The sequence below is a fragment of the Streptomyces sp. NBC_00154 genome, from assembly GCF_026342835.1.
Taxonomy (GTDB): Bacteria; Actinomycetota; Actinomycetes; order Streptomycetales; family Streptomycetaceae; genus Streptomyces.
In genome coordinates, this window is the sequence record NZ_JAPEMI010000001.1 from 5932996 (window position 1) to 5950653 (window position 17658).

The window sequence follows — 17658 nt, forward strand, 5'->3', positions numbered from 1 at the left end:
TGGCATGAGCGCTGACTCCTCCCGGGGCGCACCCCCCGGATCCCCGGCCGCTTCCGGCGATCCGCAGTCGTCGCGCTGGTACGACGCCGAGGCGGGGCCGGTGGTCCGTCCGTACGCGATGACCCGGGGCCGTACCAGCAGCGCGTCCCGCCATCGTCTCGACCTGATCGCGATCGTCGTCCCGGAACCCGCGGCCGACGATCCGGGCCGGAATCAGACGCTCTCCCCGGAACACGTGGAGATCATCGAACTCTGCAATGGCATGCCCCAGTCGATCGCCGAGCTGGCGTCCGGTCTGGATCTCCCCGTCGGGGTGGTCCGGGTGCTGGTCGGCGATCTCGTCGAGGACGAACTGGTGCACGTAACCCGTCCCGTTCCGCCGGCCGAGCTGCCGGATGTGAACATTCTTCGCGAGGTGATCAATGGCCTTCGGGCGCTCTAGCCGCAGCACGCGGCCCGTGGAGCCGGTCACCTTGAAAATCCTGGTGGCGGGCGGCTTCGGTGTGGGCAAGACGACGCTGGTGGGCGCGGTCAGCGAGATCAGACCGCTGCGTACGGAGGAGCGGCTGACGGAGGCGGGCCGCCCCGTGGACGACACGGCCGGAGTCGAGGCCAAGACCACCACCACCGTGGCCATGGACTTCGGGCGGATCACGCTCCGCGAGGACCTGGTGCTGTACCTGTTCGGCACACCGGGACAGGACCGGTTCTGGTTCCTCTGGGACGAACTGGCCCAGGGCGCCCTGGGCGCGGTCGTTCTCGCGGACACCCGGCGTCTGGAGGACTGCTTCGCGGCCGTCGACTACTTCGAACGGCGCGAGATCCCGTTCACCGTCGCCGTCAACTGCTTCGAGGGAGCCGACCGGTTCCCGACCCGGACGGTGCAGGCTGCGCTGGACCTCGACCCCGAGGTACCGGTGCTGATGTGCGACGCGCGCGACCGGTCCTCCGTGCGCGATGTGCTGGTCACGGTCGTCGAACACGCGCTGGCCCGAGCGGACCGCCTCCGTGAGCCCGCCACCACCTGAGTACGCGGCGGAACGCGGCCCGCACCCCCACCGACCGGGGTACGGGCCGCGCATCCTGGGGCCGTCCGATGCACGACTGCGTACTGGACGGACGGTTACCGCTCGCCGCCGCCCTCCTCCTGCCAGCCCAGGCTCCGCTCCACCGCCTTGCGCCAGTTGTGGTACTCGCGCTCACGGATCTCCGGCTCCATACGCGGCTGCCACTCCACATCGCGCTGCCAGTGCGTCTTGAGCTCGTCGAGCCCCGACCAGACGCCGGTCGCCAGCCCCGCCGCGTACGCCGCGCCCAGACACGTCGTCTCGGAGATCCTCGGCCGGATCACCGGCACGCCCAGCACGTCCGCCTGGTGCTGCATGAGCAGCCGGTTGGCCGTCATGCCGCCGTCCACCTTCAGCGTCGTGATGGGCACTCCCGAGTCCTGATACATCGCGTCGACGACCTCACGCGTCTGCCAGCTGGTCGCCTCCAGAACGGCGCGTGCCAGATGTGCCTTGGTGACATAGCCGGTCAGTCCGGTGATGACACCCCGGGCGTCCGAGCGCCAGTACGGGGCGAAGAGCCCGGAGAAGGCGGGCACGATGTACGCCCCGCCGTTGTCGTCGACGCTCGCCGCCAGTGTTTCGATCTCCTCGGCGCTCCGGATGATCCCCAGCTGGTCGCGGAACCACTGGACCAGCGCCCCGGTGATGGCGATCGACCCCTCCAGGCAGTAGACGGGCGCCTGGTCGCCGATCTTGTAGCCGAGAGTGGTGATCAGCCCGCTCTTCGACGGCACGGGCCTGTTGCCGGTGTTGAGCAGCAGGAAACTCCCGGTGCCGTAGGTGTTCTTGGCGGTACCCGGGTCGTAGCACGCCTGCCCGAAGACCGCGGCCTGCTGATCGCCGAGTGCGGAGGCCACCGGCACCCCGGCGAGCGCGCCGACCGCGGTCCCGTACACCTCCGACGACGACCGGATCTCCGGAAGCACCGCCTCCGGGACATTCATGGCGGCCAGGATCGACGGATCCCACTCCAGGGTTTCCAGATTCATCAGCATGGTGCGCGAAGCGTTGGTCACATCGGTGACATGGACGCCGCCGTCCGTACCGCCGGTGAGATTCCAGATCAGCCAGGAGTCGATGGTGCCGAAGGCGATCTCGCCCCGCTCGGCCCGGCTCCGCAGCCCCGGTACGTTGTCCAGCAGCCAGGCGGCCTTGGGACCGGAGAAGTAACTGGCCAGCGGAAGCCCGGTGATGTCCCGGAAACGGTCCTGCCCGTCCGCGCCGCCGAGCTCGTGGCAGAGCGTGGACGTACGGGTGTCCTGCCAGACGATGGCGTTGTGCACGGGCTGTCCGGTCGCCCGGTCCCAGAGCACGGTCGTCTCGCGCTGGTTGGTGATGCCGAGTGCGCTGAGCTGTTCCGCCCGCAGTCCGGCGGTGGCGAGCGCACCCTCCACCACGGCCTGCACCTTGGACCAGATCTCGGTGGCGTCGTGTTCCACCCAGCCGGGTTTCGGGAAGATCTGGCGGTGCTCGCGCTGGTCGACGGCGACGATCGCACCGTCCTGATTGAAGATGATGCAGCGGCTGGATGTGGTGCCCTGGTCGATGGCGGCGACAAACCTGTCCGTCATGACGTCCCCTTGTCGCGAGGTCGAGAACTCGAATTGCCGGAGCTTGAATGAGAAGCGCCTGAACAGCCGGTGCCCGAACGGCTAGAAGGCGGCGTTGAAGAGGACCCCCGCGAGCAGTCCGCCCACGAGCGGTCCTACCACTGGGATCCAGGAGTAACTCCAGTCGGAGGTGCCCTTGTTCGGAATCGGCAGCAGTGCGTGCACCAGCCGTGGACCGAGGTCGCGGGCCGGATTGATGGCATATCCGGTGGGTCCGCCGAGTGAGAGTCCGATACCGACCACCAGCAGGGACACCAGCAGTACGGAGATCCCGGAGCCGTAGACGCCGGCTCCGGCGCCGGCCACCGGGCCGATCCCGATTCCGGCGTTCTTCCCGAAGGCCAGGATCGGCAGCACCAGGCCGGCCGTCGCGATGATCTCGGTGACCAGGTTGGCCACCGGACTGCGGATCTCCGGAGCGGTCGAGAAGATCCCCAGCGTCGGCACGGCGGTCTCCTTGTCCGCGTTGGCGCGGAACTGCGCGTAGTACGTGAGCCAGGCCAGCAGCGCGCCGATGACCGCGCCGACCAGCTGTCCCAGGATGTAGAGGGGGACCTTGTCCCACTTCCCGGTGTCGACGGCGATGCCGACCGTGACCGCCGGGTTGAGGTGGCCACCGGAGAGGGGAGCCGCGGTGTACGCGCCGGCCAGGACACCGAAGCCCCATCCGAAGGCGATCACCACCCAACCCGCGGCTCTGGCCTTCGAATGATGGAGGGTGACAGCGGCGCACACACCCGCGCCGAACAGGATGAGGATCGCCGTTCCGATGACTTCCCCGACGAATATGTCTCCATTGCTCATGGCGCTCCTAGGGGTTGTCCGGCGGATCGCGCCGGGCGCTTCCATGGCTTCCGTGACGAGCGTGGTGACCAAGTCGATCTGCCGCAGAGCGGGAGTGGCGGCAGTGACTGAGCAAGGAGTTTTCCTGGGTGCTGATCAGCCGTCAAGAACACTGACAACAAGCCCAGTTCACGGCACACGCATCGGACACTTCGATACGGGTCCAAAGCGCCCGGCCGGTGTCAGCGGACCGCGACGACTGCCGAACCGTGCCCGAAGAGCCCCTGATTCGCGGTGATTCCGGCGCGCGCCCCCGGAATCTGCCGCTCCGCCGCGGTGCCGCGGAGCTGCCAGGTCAGCTCGCAGACCTGCGCGATGGCTTGGGCCGGCACGGCCTCCCCGAAGGAAGCGAGTCCTCCGCTCGGGTTGACCGGGATGCGTCCACCGAGCGCCGTGGCCCCTTCGCGCACGAGCTCGGCACCCTCGCCCGCCGCGCACAGCCCGATGTCCTCGTACCACTCCAGTTCCAGGGCGGTGGAGAGGTCGTAGACCTCGGCGAGGGACAGCTCATCGGGCCCGATGGCCGCCTCCTCGTACGCCGCCCGGGCGATCGACGCGCGAAAGCTCTCCGGTGCGGGCTCCGCCGCGATTGCCGAATCGGTTGCGATGTCCGGAAGATCGAGTACGGCTTTCGGGTAGGTGGGCGTCACGGTGGAGACGGCGCGGATACGGACCGGATCGGCCGCCCCGTGGCGGCGCGCGAACTCCATGCTGGACATGACGACGGCCGCCGCCCCGTCGGACGTCGCGCAGATGTCGAGCAGCCTCAGCGGATCGGCGACCACGGCGGACGCGGCGACCTGCTCGGCGGTCACCGGCGCGCGGTAGCGGGCATTGCGGTTCAGTGCGCCGGCCGCCGCGTTCTTCACCTTGACCAGTGCGAAGTCCTCCGGAGTGTCCCCGTACAGGGCCATGCGGCGGCGGGCGTACAGGGCGAAGTAGGCGGGATTGGTCGCCCCGAGCACCCGGAAGCGCAGCCAGTCGGGATCGTCCGGCCGGTCGCCGCCCGCCGGGGCGAAGAACCCCTTGGGCGCCGCATCCGCACCCACCACGAGCACCACGTCGGCCATGCCCGCCAGGATCTGTGCCCTGGCCGTATTGATGGCCTGGGCGCCCGACGCGCAGGCGGCGTACACACTCGTGACCCGTGCGCCCTGCCAGCCCAGCGCCTGGGCGAATGTCGCACCGGCCACATAACCCGGATAGCCGCCGCGTACGGTGTCCGCGCCGACCACCGACTGCACGTCCTGCCAGCCGATCCCCGCGTCGCTGAGCGCGGCCCGCGCCGCGACCGTTCCGTACTCGACGAAACTGCGCCCCCACTTGCCCCACGGATGCATCCCGGCACCGAGGACGGCCACATCCCCGGTCATGCAGCACCGCCCGGGGCCGCGCCGGCGGCGGGGGGCACGGGCCGCCAGTGCCAGGTGGTCCATACGGTTCCGCCGCCCTGGGGCGCATCCTCCTTCAGGACCCCCGGAACCACCTCGACGGTCATCCCGACCGCCAGCTCCCCGATGCCGACCCCGGGCGCCGCCTGCCCGAGCACCACCATGCGCTCTGCCGCGAGTTCGACGGCGATCAGGACGTACGGCTCCCAGGGCGCGTCCGGGTCGGAGACGTACGGCGCGGGAGGGCGGTAGCGGCCGTCGGTGTACGACCAGATGGTGCCGCGCCGGGAGAGGGGCACCTCGACCAGCTTGCCGCCCGTGCAGCCGGGATTGCGGCAGAACGTGTCCTGACGCGGGAAGAAGACCGACGAGCAGGCGCAGCAGCGTGTGCCCAGCAGCCGGAAGTCCTTCTCGGCGGTGCCCTCGGTGAACCAACCGGCCACCACGGATGTGCGCGTGTGCGACAAAGCCCCTCCCCGGCACGGGATCTGACGGAACGTCAGAAGTGTGCCACGGTCAGCCGTTCTCGGCGAGCCACTTGGCGGCGGTCTCCGCCAGCTCCCTGTCGCGGCCGGCCAGCATCATCCGGATCATCTGCACGTCTCCGCGCAGTGACCATGCGGGATGACCGAAGGTGGCCGGATTGTTCTTCTCGATCAGGAAGTGTGCGGGCCAGGCCGTGCCGTAGCCGATCAGGGGGAGCGCCGCCGCGTACCGCTTGCGGCCCCGGGCCAGGCCGTAAGCGGTGACCGCGAGACCGGTCAGGGTCCCCGTCAGATGGACCCAGCGGGTGGCGGCCCTGGAGTGCATCGCCACGTAGTAGGGCCAGAACTCTTCGTACGAATCGAACGTCTGCTGTGACATATGGGCACCGTAACGGCTGGGAGGGCAACCGGATACGGCCGATCCGCGTCCGAGAGGAAGTGCGGGCGGCCGGAACCCACGGGGGTGGTCCCGGCCGCCCGTCCGCCCGCCCACACCCGCATCGACCGGGTGTGGGCCTCAGTGCCCGGCGACGGACCTCCTGGCCACCGGGAAGTCGAAGTAGGTGTCCGGAAACAGCTCGGGCTTGAAGGTGTAGTGCCACCATTCCTCGGCCAGATTCACGAACCCGGCGTCGGTGAGTGTCGTCTTCAGGAACTGCCGGTTGGCCCGCTGCACGCCCTGGATCCGCGGGTCGTCCGTGTGCGACAGCGTGTCGAAGCAGTCGAACCCGGTGCCCATGTCCACGGAGTTGTCGGGGAAGCGCTCGGTCTGCGGCGCGTAGCAGGGCACCAGCTTCTCGCCCGGGCGGTACGGCCTGGTCGGCACAGCCGGCAGCTTCACCAGCGTCAGGTCCACCGTGCTGCCCCGGCTGTGCCCGGACTTTTCCGCGATGTAACCGTCCGCGAACAGCCGCGTCTTGTCGACCTGGGGGTAGAACTCGCCCTTCATGGCCTCGTCGTCGAGATCCTTCGCCCACCGTACGAAATGATCGACGGCCCGCTGCGGCCGGTAGCAGTCGTACACCTTCAACGAGTACCCCTGGCGCAGCAGCCGCGTCTGCGCCGCGTGGAGCGCCTCAGCCGCGGGCCGGGTCAGGATGCAGACGGGCTGGCGGTACCCGTCGACCGGTTCACCCATGAAGTTGTGCCCGGTGGGGTAGCGCATTTCCTGAATGATCGTGGGGTCCACCGAACGCAGTGCGACGAACTCGTCGGGGGCTTTCGGCTCGGCCTGGGCCTGTGCCGGCGGGGAGGCGACGGTGGCGGCGAGCAGGATGGCGGCAGTGGCTGCCAGAGCGCGGAATGCGGAAGCAATACCTGTCATGAGCGCATCATCCATCAGTGGTGCGGGTGTCGGCACGACGATCGGATACAGTCCGCGCGTGTCCGCGCCCGGAGAGAAAGCCGAGCGAAGGAACGAGCGCAGCAGAACGTGGAGGAAAAGGTGCCGGAACCGATGAAGGACTCCCACTGCAGCAGCTGCGGCACGCCGTACCCCCGGCCCGCGCCGGGATCCACCGGCACCTGGCCCCGCACGTGCACCGCTTGCGGCGACACCGCCTACCGCAACCCGCTGCCGGTCGCCGTCGCCCTGCTCCCCGTCACCGACCGGGACGGCACCTCCCTCGTCGTCATCACCCGCACCATCGAGCCCCGACGCGGCGGCCTCGCCCTGCCCGGCGGCTTCATCGACCACGCAGAGGACTGGCGGCACGCGGTCGTGCGGGAACTGCGCGAGGAGACCGGCATCGAAGCCGACCAGCAGGACGTACGTCTTGCCGACGCCCTCAGCGCACCGGACGGCCACCTTCTCCTCTTCGGTCTGCTCCCGCCACGCCCGGTCGTCGACCTCCCCCCGTCCGTGCCCACCGACGAGACCGCCGGCCACAGTCTGCTCCGCGCCCCCGCCGAACTGGCCTTCCCGCTGCACACCCTGGCTGCCCGCGCATGGTTCGAAGGCCGCTACCACCACCGCTGACGGGCGTCACACCCCACGCACCCGCACCGGGCACGTCACCTCACCACCCTCCAGCTCCACCACGACCTGTCCACCCACCAGCCGCGAGGTATATCGCTCGACCTCCGGCTGCTCCCAGCCGTCGCCCGCGTCACGGACGACCAGACCACCACCGGTACGCCCGGCAGCCGGAGCCCACACCTCCAGTTCCAGCTCCCCGTCCATGCCCCGCACCGGAATCACCGACCCCGCCCGCACCAGCACCGGCACCCGCGACAGCGGCGCATCGACCAGCACCTGCCCCGGCCCCTCGTACGCCTCTCCGGTCGCCGTGTCGTACCACCGTCCCCGCGGCAGCCGCACCGCCCGGCGGTCCGTCCCCCGCTTCAGTACCGGCGCCACCAGCAACGCATCCCCCAGCAAGAACGCGTCCTCGCAATCCCGCAGCGCCCGGTCCCCGGGCGCCCCCCACCACAGCGGCCGCACATACGGCGCACCCGTCAGCCGGGCCAGCTGGGCGAGCGTCACAAAGTACGGATGCAGCCGCTCCCGCTCCACCAGCGCCGCCCTCGCGTGCTCAAGCACCTCGGGCCCGAACTCCCACGGCTCCCGACGCCCGGCGTCCATCGCCGCGTGCGTGCGGAACAACGGCAGCCAGGCACCCAGCTGGAACCAGCGCAGATACAGTTCGGGGGACGGCGACCCGTCGAACCCGCCCACATCGGGACCCGAATACGGCACCCCGCACAGGCCGAGCCCCAGCACCAGCGACAGCGAGGCACGCAACCCGGGCCAGCCCGTCGCCACATCGCCGGACCACGTGCCCCCGTACCGCTGCATCCCCGCCCAGCCGGCGCGCGAGAACAGGAAGGGCCGCTCGTCCGGCCGCAGCCGGCAGAGCCCCTCGTACCCGGCCTTCGCCATCGCCAGCCCGTACACATTGTGGGCCTCCCGGTGATCGCCCCCGCGGCCCTCCAGAGAGTGCCGGGCCGAGCGCGGCAGCGTCAGCTCGCCGAACGCCGAGAACGACACCGGTTCGTTCATGTCGTGCCACACACCGGAGAACCCCTGCGCCAGCCGTTCCTCGTACAGATCTCCCCACCACTCCCGCACTTGCGGATCGGTGAAGTCCGGATACACGCACTCACCGGGCCACACCTCCCCGCGTACCGTCCGCCCCCGTGCGTCCCGGACGAATGCCCCGGCTCCACCGACCGCCGTACCGGCGTCGAACACCGCATTCCCCGGCACCGCCTTCACCGCCGGATCGACGATCGACACAAGTCGCACCCCGTCCTCCCGCAACTCCTTGGCCAGCCGCGGCAGGTCCGGAAACCGGCCCCGGTCGACGGTGAACACCTGATGCCCGTCGTAGTGATCGATGTCCAGATGCAGAACGGACAGTGGCAGACCCCGCTCCCGGTACCCGGCGACGACCCGCCGCACCTCACGCTCGCTGCCGAACCCCCACCGGGCGTGCTGCGGACCCAGCGCCCAGGACGGCGGCAGCGCCGGCGCGCCCGTCAGTGCCGTCCAGCCCTGCAGCACCCGGGCCGGCGTACCCGCCACCACCCAGCAGCGCAGCGGCCCCCCGTCCATCCGCACCTCGCACAGCCCCGGACGGTCATGGCCGGACCCCGCCCCCTCCTCGCCCTCGCGCAGCGTCACCCGCCCCGCCCAGGAGTTGTCGTGGAACGCCAGATGCGTCCCCGCGTCCGAGACCACCAGCTGCACCGGCATCGTCAGATACAGCGGATCGTCACCGGGCACGAAGCGCCCGCCGGGATCGGTGTTCCACAGCTCGTACACGCCGTCGCGCAGCCGCGGCCCCGAGGCCCGCCCGCCGAGCCCGAAGAACCGGGCGTCCGCCGGCACCTCGGACCGCTGTACCCACCGGGCCGGACCACCCGCCACCGGCTCCCACCAGCGTGGCGGCAGCTCCCGCCGGAGCACCACGCCGCCCGGCGTACGCAGCTCCACCGCCCCGTGCCGCGACACCACCAGCGTCAGCCGCTCCGAGACAACCTGCCAGCCGCCGTCCTTGTCCGGCTCCAGCACAGCCCGCGGATCCGGCTCCGGCGCCGGACCCGGCAGCGCGTACGACGGCAGCGGCTCCGCCCCGTCCCACGCCCAGAACACGGCACCGCCCACCGCGACCCGGATGTACAGCTCCGAACGGGCGAATCTCACGACACCGCCACCGGGCCCGGGCTCCGCCCCCACCAGCAGACCCGGCACTCTCGCCCGCTCCGCACCACGGGGCGGCAGCGCCCGCGCATCCGCCCGCTGCCGACGCCAGGCCGAGCGCACCAAGCGCAGCCCCTGCACCGAACCCACCATCTTCACCGAACGCACCAGGTCGCGACCGTTCATGCAGCTCACCCTGCCACCTGACGGAGCGGCAGCGGGCTCCGTTCAACTTCCGTTCACCCGTGGCCGGGCCACATAACCGGACATGCAACCATGGGCGGGGAACCCTGGTGCGGAAGACGATCACATGGCATCGTCCGTGAAGCCGCCTCACGCGCACACCCCAGCACGTGTGCGCGCGAACCACGCCCACCCCGCGTACCCGTACAGCCAGGGAGCCGCCCCATGACCTCAGCAGCGAACGAAGCCCCCCTCTGGCAGCCCGACGCCGAGCGCATCGCCGCTGCGGCGGTCACCCGCTTCCAGAGCTGGGCCGCCGAGCGGTACGGAGCACCGGCCGACGGCGGCTACCCGGCGCTGCACCGCTGGTCCGTCGACGAGCTGGACACCTTCTGGCGGGCCGTCGCCGACTGGTTCGACGTACGGTTCTCCACTCCGTACGAGACCGTCATCGGCGATCGCACCATGCCCGGCGCCCAATGGTTCCCCGGCGCCACCCTCAACTACGCGGAACACGCTTTGCGTGCCGCGGAGGACCCGCTGCGCGCCGGTGCCCCGGCGCTCATCCACGTCGACGAGACCCACACCCAGGCCCTGGTCAGCTGGTCCGAACTCCGCCGCCAGGTCGGCTCCCTCGCCGCCGAACTCCGCGCACTCGGGGTCCGCCCCGGCGATCGCGTCAGCGGTTACCTCCCCAACATCCCGCAGTCGGTCGTCGCGCTCCTCGCCACCGCGGCCGTCGGCGCCGTCTGGACCTCCTGCGCCCCGGACTTCGGCGCCCGCAGCGTCCTCGACCGCTTCCAGCAGGTCGAACCGGTCGTCCTCTTCACCGTCGACGGCTACCGCTACGGCGGCAAGGAACACGACCGCACCGACACGGTCGCCGAACTGCGCCGCGAACTGCCCACCCTGCGCGCCGTCGTCCACATCCCGCTGTTGGGCACCCCCGCCCCCGAAGGCGCCCTCGAATGGTCCGCCCTCACCTCCGCGGACACCGAACCCGTCTTCGAACAGGTCCCCTTCGACCACCCGCTGTGGGTGCTGTACTCCTCAGGCACCACCGGACTCCCCAAGGCGATCGTCCAGTCCCAGGGCGGCATCCTCCTCGAACACTTCAAACAGCTCGGACTGCACTGCGACCTCGGGCCCGACGACCGCTTCTTCTGGTACACCTCCACCGGCTGGATGATGTGGAACTTCCTCGTCTCCGGCCTGCTCACCGGCACCACGGTCGTGCTGTACGACGGAAGCCCCGGCTACCCCGACGTCAGCGCCCAGTGGCGCGTCGCCGAACAGACCGGCGCCACCCTTTACGGCACCTCCGCCGCCTACGTCATGGCGTGCCGCAAGGCCGGCATCCACCCGGGCCGCGACTTCGACCTCTCGCGCATCCAGTGCGTGGCCACCACCGGCTCCCCGCTCCCGCCCGACGGATTCCGCTGGCTCCACGACGAAGTCGCCGACAACCTCTGGATCGCCTCCGTCAGCGGCGGCACGGACGTCTGCAGCTGCTTCGCCGGCGCCGTCCCCACCCTCCCCGTCCACATCGGCGAGCTCCAGGCCCCCTGCCTCGGTACGGACCTCCAGGCCTGGGACCCCGCAGGAAAGCCGCTCATCGGCGAGGTCGGTGAACTCGTCGTCACCAATCCGCTGCCCTCCATGCCGATCCACTTCTGGAACGACCCCGACGGCAGCCGCTACAGCGACAGCTACTTCGAGATGTACCCCGGCGTCTGGCGCCACGGCGACTGGATCACCCTCACCGACCACGGCTCCGTCATCATCCACGGCCGCTCCGACTCCACCCTCAACCGCCAGGGGGTACGGATGGGCTCCGCCGACATCTACGAAGCCGTCGAACGGCTCCCCGAGATCCGCGAATCCCTGGTCATCGGCCTCGAAGAGCCCGACGGCGGCTACTGGATGCCGCTCTTCGTCCACCTCGCCGACGGTGCCGCCCTCGACGACGGCCTGCGCGGCCGCATCAAAGAAACCATCCGCGAGAACCTCTCGCCGCGCCATGTGCCGGACGAGATCATCGAGGTTCCCGGCATCCCGCACACCCTCACCGGCAAGCGCATCGAGGTTCCGGTCAAGCGCCTCCTCCAGGGAACAGCCCTGGCCAAGGCGGTCAATCCCGGCTCGATCGACAACCTCGAACTGCTCCACTTCTACGAGGACCTGGCTCGTACGCGCCGCTGAAGAGGGCACTGTCAGTGCCCGTGATTACTCTGAGTGAGCAATGTTCGACAGCGCACTGGGGGAGTCGTGGCGCACACCAGGAACACCAAGCACACCGCCTATCGGCGGACCGGCACATCGATGCGACGCACGCTGCGCCGCGAAGCACCGAGCACCATCGGCCTCCTGGCCGACGAGCAGGACTTCGCGGCCATGCGGCGCTACCGCACTTTCACGTTCGACGACCACACCGTCTATCTGCAGCAGGTCGAGGGCCTGCTCAAAACGCTCGCGGCCCAGGGCATGCACACCACCGTGGCCCTCTTCGACCCGGAGGAGTACGCGGAGTTCTGTGCCGAATCCGGCCTCGCCGCCGACGCCCCGGCCAGCCGCAGTCGATTCACCGCCGAGATCGCCGCGACCGGAGCCACAGTCGCGTACACCGGACAACCCATCGACACCCTTGTCCCGCTCCTCGTCAGCCGAGCGGTCCGGCAGGCCACATGGGAGTACGCCACGACGCTCCTGGCCGACCTCGGCGAATGCGCCGACTGCGGGCAGGACATCGGCCGCGCCGCCTTCGACCGGGCGTCCCACCTCCTGATGCGCACGTTGGAGACGGCGGGCCCGGGCACGCACCATCTGGTCTGCAGCACGCCCACGGAGAACGAACAGCTCCTCGCCGTCCTCCACACCGAGCGGGGCACGACGGGCCCGGCCCACCTCGATTCGGGCGAAGGCGCAGAGTTCGTCACCGTCCTCGCCGTCGGCATCGCCCTCGAAAGTCACGGCGGACTCGTACTCCGTACAAGCAGCCCCGGGACCCCCGACCGGGTCCACGGCTGGCGACTGAACCGTGGCAGCCTCGTACCGCTCACCGCCGGTGAGGTCTTCAGCGCCTACTGCACCGACGCGGACACCGGTGATCCCGTCTCCCCGGAGTCCGGCGTCGAGTACTGCGCGGGCTTCGACATCGGCGCGGACGAACCGGAGGAACACCGCTGACACACCGAAGGGGCTTCCCGCCGTGTCCGGCGGGAAGCCCCTTCACAACGAACTGCGCGAACTACTCGCCCGACAGCACCGCCTGAGCCGCGAGCCGCGCCTCGTCGGCGGAGTCCGTCGCACGCGCGGCGGCAGCGGCGCGCTCGCACTGCGCGAGCGTGTGCTTCGCCAGCGTGGCGCGGACGTAAGGAATGGACGCGGCGCCCATCGACAGGGAGGTGACACCCAGACCGGTCAGCACACAGGCGAGCAGCGGATCGGCGGCAGCCTCACCACAGACACCGCAGCTCTTGCCCTCGGCCTTGGCAGCGTCAGCCGACAGCGCCACCAGGTCGAGCAGCGCGGGCTGCCACGGATCCTGCAGCCGCGACACCGCACCCACCTGACGGTCGGCGGCGAAGGTGTACTGCGCCAGGTCATTGGTGCCCAGCGACAGGAACTCCACCTCCTGCAGGATCGAGCGGGCCCGAAGAGCAGCGGACGGAATCTCCACCATCGCGCCGAACTTCGCCTGCAGCCCGGCCGCCCGGCACGCGTCGGCGAACGCCTTCGCATCCGTACGGTCCGCCACCATCGGCGCCATGACCTCGAGATGGACCGGCAGCCCCTCGGCCGCCTTCGCCAGCGCGGTCAGCTGGGTCCGCAGCACCTCGGGGTGGTCCAGCAGAGTACGAAGCCCACGCACACCCAGCGCCGGGTTCGGCTCGTCCGTGGGCGTCAGGAAGTCGAGCGGCTTGTCCGCACCGGCGTCCAGCACCCGCACCACGACGCGTCCCTCGGGGAACGCCTCCAGCACCGCACGGTAGGCCTCGACCTGCTTCTCCTCGGACGGCGCCTGCTTGCTGTCGTCCAGGAACAGGAACTCGGTGCGGAAAAGACCCACACCCTCGGCACCGGCCTCGACCGCCGCCGGCACATCGCCGGGCCCGCCCACATTGGCCAGGAGCGGCACCTTGTGACCGTCGGACGTCGCACCCGGACCGGTCGAGGCGGACAGCGCGGCCTTGCGGGCCACGGCGGCGCTCTCCATCTCCGCGCGCTTCGCCTCGCTCGGCTCGACGAAAATCTCGCCGGTGCTGCCGTCCACCGCGATGACCGTACCCTCGGCCAGCTCACCGGCACCGGGGAGAGCCACCACGGCCGGCACACCGAGCGCCCGCGCCAGAATCGCGCTGTGACTGGTCGGTCCGCCCTCCTCGGTGACAAATCCGAGCACCAGAGCGGGGTCGAGCAGCGCTGTATCGGCAGGCGCCAGGTCGCGCGCGATCAGCACGTACGGCTCATCACTGTCCGGCACACCCGGCATCGGCACACCGAGCAGCCGCGCCACGATCCGGTTGCGCACGTCGTCGAGGTCCGCGACCCGTCCCGCCAGATACTCCCCGGCTCCGGCCAGCAGGGCACGGTACGCGGCAAACGCGTCGTACACCGCACGCTCGGCGCTGCTTCCGACGGCGATGCGCCGGTCCACGTCGGCCATGAGCTCGGGGTCCTGGGCCATCAGGGCCTGCGCCTCGAGCACCGCCTGCGCCTCGCCGCCTGCCAGATGGCCCCGGGCATTGAGGTCGGCCGCAACAGCGTCCACGGCCTGGCGAGCACGCCCCTGCTCGCGCTCGGCCTCCTCCGCGGGAATCCGTTTGGCCGGCGGCTCGAGCACAGCCGTACCCATGTGCCGTACCTCGCCGATCGCCACACCGTGGCTCACGCCGACGCCTCGCAGCGTTGTCTCCATTTCACCCGTCTCAGATTGTGCGGCGATCCGTGCCACCGCGGTGGATGTCCAGTCGGCTGTTACTGCGCCGAACGTGTCACTGCCAGTCGAACAGTGTGTCGCCAACCTTGACATCGCCGTCCTCGCGGACGTCGGAGAGGGAGTCGGCCGTGGCCTCCAGCGCGACGATCGGGCAGATGGGCGACTTGCCGGCCTCCTCCACGGCGGCCGGGTTCCATCGCACGATGTTCTGGCCCCGCGTGACCGTGTCACCCTTGTTGACGAGGAGCTCGAAGCCCTCGCCATTGAGCTGAACGGTGTCGATGCCCAGGTGCACCAGCACCCCGCGCCCCTGTCCGTCCACAACGACGAAGGCGTGCGGGTGCAGGGAGACAACTACCCCGTCAACCGGCGAAACTGCCTCGGACGGCTCACGCACGGGATCGATGGCTGTTCCGGGACCGACCATCGCACCGGAGAAGACCGGGTCGGGTACCGCAGCGAGTCCGATGGCACGTCCTTCAAGAGGGGACGTCACAGTGGTCATAGGGAGCCTCCCAGGGTGGAGCTTCAATGGGGCCGCCGCGACCTGCAGGGGACGGCGTACTGTTCAGCAGCGTAAGTCATAAGAAGTCCCGGTTCCGCCCGAGTCCAATGGGTTCGCAGACCTAGGGGGGCACCGGAAACGATTTGCCTCGACTCCGAGCGGCCTGTACTGTCGTACTCCTGCCTGGCCCCAGCACGACATTGCGTCGGGGGCCGGCGGCGACTATTAAGCCCAAACCCTAACTCGGATTCAGCTTCTGCATGCCTGCAGGGCTGGTCAAGGGAGACGGAAAAGGCCTGATAGAGTCGGACTCGCCGGAAAGGGAAACGCGAAAGCGATAACCTGGAAAGCACAGTAGAAATTCTCCTGCTTCGCAGGGGCCCGCTTCGACCGGGAATCGGACACGAAAGAGTCTGATAGAGTCGGAAACGCAAGACCGAAGGGAAAGCCCGGAGGAAAGCCCGAGAGGGTGAGTACGAAGGAAGCGTCCGTTCCTTGAGAACTCAACAGCGTGCCAAAAGTCAACGCCAGATATGTTGATACCCCGGCCTGTTTCGGCAGGTTGGTGGTTCCTTTGAAAGTCCTGCCGGGCCCTTGTGGTTCCGGTAGGCAATTACACAGCGAGGACGCTGTGGACGGTCGGTCTTATTCCGGCTGATCGTCCCGCTCTCGTGATGTGTCTCCCGATTACGGGAAAACATTCACGGAGAGTTTGATCCTGGCTCAGGACGAACGCTGGCGGCGTGCTTAACACATGCAAGTCGAACGATGAAGCCTTTCGGGGTGGATTAGTGGCGAACGGGTGAGTAACACGTGGGCAATCTGCCCTTCACTCTGGGACAAGCCCTGGAAACGGGGTCTAATACCGGATAACACTCTGTCCCGCATGGGACGGGGTTGAAAGCTCCGGCGGTGAAGGATGAGCCCGCGGCCTATCAGCTTGTTGGTGGGGTGATGGCCTACCAAGGCGACGACGGGTAGCCGGCCTGAGAGGGCGACCGGCCACACTGGGACTGAGACACGGCCCAGACTCCTACGGGAGGCAGCAGTGGGGAATATTGCACAATGGGCGAAAGCCTGATGCAGCGACGCCGCGTGAGGGATGACGGCCTTCGGGTTGTAAACCTCTTTCAGCAGGGAAGAAGCGAGAGTGACGGTACCTGCAGAAGAAGCGCCGGCTAACTACGTGCCAGCAGCCGCGGTAATACGTAGGGCGCAAGCGTTGTCCGGAATTATTGGGCGTAAAGAGCTCGTAGGCGGCTTGTTGCGTCGGTTGTGAAAGCCCGGGGCTTAACCCCGGGTCTGCAGTCGATACGGGCAGGCTAGAGTGTGGTAGGGGAGATCGGAATTCCTGGTGTAGCGGTGAAATGCGCAGATATCAGGAGGAACACCGGTGGCGAAGGCGGATCTCTGGGCCATTACTGACGCTGAGGAGCGAAAGCGTGGGGAGCGAACAGGATTAGATACCCTGGTAGTCCACGCCGTAAACGTTGGGAACTAGGTGTTGGCGACATTCCACGTCGTCGGTGCCGCAGCTAACGCATTAAGTTCCCCGCCTGGGGAGTACGGCCGCAAGGCTAAAACTCAAAGGAATTGACGGGGGCCCGCACAAGCAGCGGAGCATGTGGCTTAATTCGACGCAACGCGAAGAACCTTACCAAGGCTTGACATATACCGGAAAGCATCAGAGATGGTGCCCCCCTTGTGGTCGGTATACAGGTGGTGCATGGCTGTCGTCAGCTCGTGTCGTGAGATGTTGGGTTAAGTCCCGCAACGAGCGCAACCCTTGTTCTGTGTTGCCAGCATGCCCTTCGGGGTGATGGGGACTCACAGGAGACTGCCGGGGTCAACTCGGAGGAAGGTGGGGACGACGTCAAGTCATCATGCCCCTTATGTCTTGGGCTGCACACGTGCTACAATGGCCGGTACAATGAGCTGCGATGCCGCGAGGCGGAGCGAATCTCAAAAAGCCGGTCTCAGTTCGGATTGGGGTCTGCAACTCGACCCCATGAAGTCGGAGTTGCTAGTAATCGCAGATCAGCATTGCTGCGGTGAATACGTTCCCGGGCCTTGTACACACCGCCCGTCACGTCACGAAAGTCGGTAACACCCGAAGCCGGTGGCCCAACCCCTTGTGGGAGGGAGCTGTCGAAGGTGGGACTGGCGATTGGGACGAAGTCGTAACAAGGTAGCCGTACCGGAAGGTGCGGCTGGATCACCTCCTTTCTAAGGAGCACTTCTTACCAAGCTTGCTTGGTCAGAGGCCACTACGTCGGCAAATGTTCGACGGTGGTTGCTCATGGGTGGAACGTTGACTATTCGGCACGACAGGTTGTTTTTCACTAGTACTGCTTCGGCGTGGAACGTGAGAGGTGGTCGGTCGTGTCGGGCACGTTGTTGGGTGTCTGAGGGTATGGCCGCAAGGTTGCCTTCAGTTGCCGGCCCCAGTGAACTCGCCCTTAGGGGTGGGGTGATGGGTGGCTGGTCG

The 17658-nt window shown here is 68.6% G+C and carries 14 protein-coding genes and 1 rRNA gene; 6 read left to right on the plus strand and 9 right to left on the minus strand.

Going from position 1 to position 17658, the window contains the following annotated elements; all coding sequences use genetic code 11:
* Positions 1–4: 4 nt before the first annotated feature.
* Both OHA03_RS26595 and OHA03_RS26600 read left to right on the plus strand, forming a co-directional pair.
* Entirely contained in the window at positions 5–442 is a 438-nt protein-coding gene (locus tag OHA03_RS26595; RefSeq protein ID WP_267006274.1) for a DUF742 domain-containing protein, read from the plus strand.
* Positions 423–1028, plus strand: coding sequence for an ATP/GTP-binding protein (locus tag OHA03_RS26600; protein WP_093775451.1), 606 nt, complete (start codon positions 423–425; stop codon positions 1026–1028). The genes OHA03_RS26595 and OHA03_RS26600 overlap by 20 nt, the downstream gene beginning before the upstream one ends.
* A 95-nt stretch (positions 1029–1123) precedes the next feature.
* Here the strand turns inward: OHA03_RS26600 and glpK are convergent, their stop codons facing one another.
* The 6 genes from glpK to OHA03_RS26630 all read right to left on the minus strand — a co-directional run bounded on the left by glpK (position 1124) and on the right by OHA03_RS26630 (position 6723).
* A complete protein-coding gene (glpK, locus tag OHA03_RS26605) occupies positions 1124–2641 on the minus strand; it encodes a glycerol kinase GlpK (protein WP_267006275.1) in 1518 nt (505 codons plus the stop codon).
* An 81-nt stretch (positions 2642–2722) separates the two neighbouring features.
* On the minus strand, positions 2723–3484 hold the full coding sequence (locus OHA03_RS26610) for an MIP/aquaporin family protein (RefSeq protein ID WP_267006276.1): 762 nt from the start codon (positions 3482–3484) through the stop codon (positions 2723–2725).
* A 221-nt stretch (positions 3485–3705) separates the two neighbouring features.
* On the minus strand, positions 3706–4896 hold the full coding sequence (locus OHA03_RS26615; protein ID WP_267006277.1) for a lipid-transfer protein: 1191 nt from the start codon (positions 4894–4896) through the stop codon (positions 3706–3708).
* Positions 4893–5381 (minus strand): Zn-ribbon domain-containing OB-fold protein, encoded by a 489-nt coding sequence (locus OHA03_RS26620; protein WP_267006278.1) that lies wholly within the window; start codon positions 5379–5381, stop codon positions 4893–4895. The genes OHA03_RS26615 and OHA03_RS26620 overlap by 4 nt, the downstream gene beginning before the upstream one ends.
* Before the next feature lie 49 nt (positions 5382–5430).
* On the minus strand, positions 5431–5778 hold the full coding sequence (locus OHA03_RS26625) for a DUF962 domain-containing protein (protein ID WP_030968923.1): 348 nt from the start codon (positions 5776–5778) through the stop codon (positions 5431–5433).
* 138 nt (positions 5779–5916) lie between these two features.
* The gene (locus tag OHA03_RS26630) at positions 5917–6723 is read right to left on the minus strand and encodes a M15 family metallopeptidase (protein ID WP_267006279.1); all 807 of its coding nucleotides are present in this window, start codon (positions 6721–6723) and stop codon (positions 5917–5919) included.
* A 132-nt stretch (positions 6724–6855) separates the two neighbouring features.
* On the opposite strand from OHA03_RS26630, the gene OHA03_RS26635 reads away from it, so the two are divergent.
* Positions 6856–7377: an NUDIX domain-containing protein gene (locus OHA03_RS26635; RefSeq protein ID WP_267006280.1), complete on the plus strand. Its 522-nt coding sequence runs from the start codon at positions 6856–6858 to the stop codon at positions 7375–7377.
* A gap of 6 nt (positions 7378–7383) precedes the next feature.
* On the opposite strand, the gene OHA03_RS26640 is transcribed toward OHA03_RS26635, so the two are convergent.
* Positions 7384–9729 (minus strand): glycoside hydrolase family 31 protein, encoded by a 2346-nt coding sequence (locus tag OHA03_RS26640; RefSeq protein WP_267006281.1) that lies wholly within the window; start codon positions 9727–9729, stop codon positions 7384–7386.
* A 222-nt stretch (positions 9730–9951) separates the two neighbouring features.
* Here OHA03_RS26640 and OHA03_RS26645 point away from each other — a divergent pair, with 222 nt between their 5' ends.
* Positions 9952–11928, plus strand: a complete 1977-nt coding sequence (locus OHA03_RS26645; protein WP_267006282.1) for an acetoacetate--CoA ligase — start codon at positions 9952–9954, stop codon at positions 11926–11928.
* A 120-nt stretch (positions 11929–12048) separates the two neighbouring features.
* A complete protein-coding gene (locus tag OHA03_RS26650) occupies positions 12049–12912 on the plus strand; it encodes a hypothetical protein (RefSeq protein WP_267008168.1) in 864 nt (287 codons plus the stop codon).
* 61 nt (positions 12913–12973) lie between these two features.
* Here OHA03_RS26650 and ptsP read toward each other — a convergent pair whose 3' ends face one another.
* Together ptsP and OHA03_RS26660 are read right to left on the minus strand one after the other, a co-directional pair.
* Positions 12974–14644 carry a phosphoenolpyruvate--protein phosphotransferase gene (gene ptsP / locus OHA03_RS26655; protein ID WP_267006283.1) on the minus strand — a complete coding sequence of 557 codons (1671 nt, stop codon included), beginning with the start codon at positions 14642–14644 and terminating at the stop codon, positions 12974–12976.
* Between the two features lie 76 nt (positions 14645–14720).
* Entirely contained in the window at positions 14721–15170 is a 450-nt protein-coding gene (locus OHA03_RS26660; RefSeq protein WP_267006284.1) for a PTS glucose transporter subunit IIA, read from the minus strand.
* 700 nt (positions 15171–15870) lie between these two features.
* On the opposite strand from OHA03_RS26660, the gene OHA03_RS26665 reads away from it, so the two are divergent.
* Positions 15871–17396, plus strand: a 16S ribosomal RNA gene (locus OHA03_RS26665).
* The last annotated feature ends 262 nt before the right edge of the window (positions 17397–17658 follow it).

Bases quoted from the DNA above. Each gene is read 5' to 3' on its own strand.
- OHA03_RS26625 (WP_030968923.1), bottom strand. From the start codon at position 5,778: ATGTCACAGCAGACGTTCGATTCGTACGAAGAGTTCTGGCCCTACTAC.
- OHA03_RS26595 (WP_267006274.1), top strand. From the start codon at position 5: ATGAGCGCTGACTCCTCCCGGGGCGCACCCCCCGGATCCCCGGCCGCT.
- ptsP (WP_267006283.1), bottom strand. From the start codon at position 14,644: ATGGAGACAACGCTGCGAGGCGTCGGCGTGAGCCACGGTGTGGCGATC.
- OHA03_RS26650 (WP_267008168.1), top strand. From the start codon at position 12,049: ATGCGACGCACGCTGCGCCGCGAAGCACCGAGCACCATCGGCCTCCTG.
- OHA03_RS26600 (WP_093775451.1), top strand. From the start codon at position 423: ATGGCCTTCGGGCGCTCTAGCCGCAGCACGCGGCCCGTGGAGCCGGTC.
- OHA03_RS26630 (WP_267006279.1), bottom strand. From the start codon at position 6,723: ATGACAGGTATTGCTTCCGCATTCCGCGCTCTGGCAGCCACTGCCGCC.
- OHA03_RS26660 (WP_267006284.1), bottom strand. From the start codon at position 15,170: ATGACCACTGTGACGTCCCCTCTTGAAGGACGTGCCATCGGACTCGCT.
- glpK (WP_267006275.1), bottom strand. From the start codon at position 2,641: ATGACGGACAGGTTTGTCGCCGCCATCGACCAGGGCACCACATCCAGC.
- OHA03_RS26615 (WP_267006277.1), bottom strand. From the start codon at position 4,896: ATGACCGGGGATGTGGCCGTCCTCGGTGCCGGGATGCATCCGTGGGGC.
- OHA03_RS26645 (WP_267006282.1), top strand. From the start codon at position 9,952: ATGACCTCAGCAGCGAACGAAGCCCCCCTCTGGCAGCCCGACGCCGAG.
- OHA03_RS26640 (WP_267006281.1), bottom strand. From the start codon at position 9,729: ATGAACGGTCGCGACCTGGTGCGTTCGGTGAAGATGGTGGGTTCGGTG.
- OHA03_RS26635 (WP_267006280.1), top strand. From the start codon at position 6,856: ATGAAGGACTCCCACTGCAGCAGCTGCGGCACGCCGTACCCCCGGCCC.
- OHA03_RS26610 (WP_267006276.1), bottom strand. From the start codon at position 3,484: ATGAGCAATGGAGACATATTCGTCGGGGAAGTCATCGGAACGGCGATC.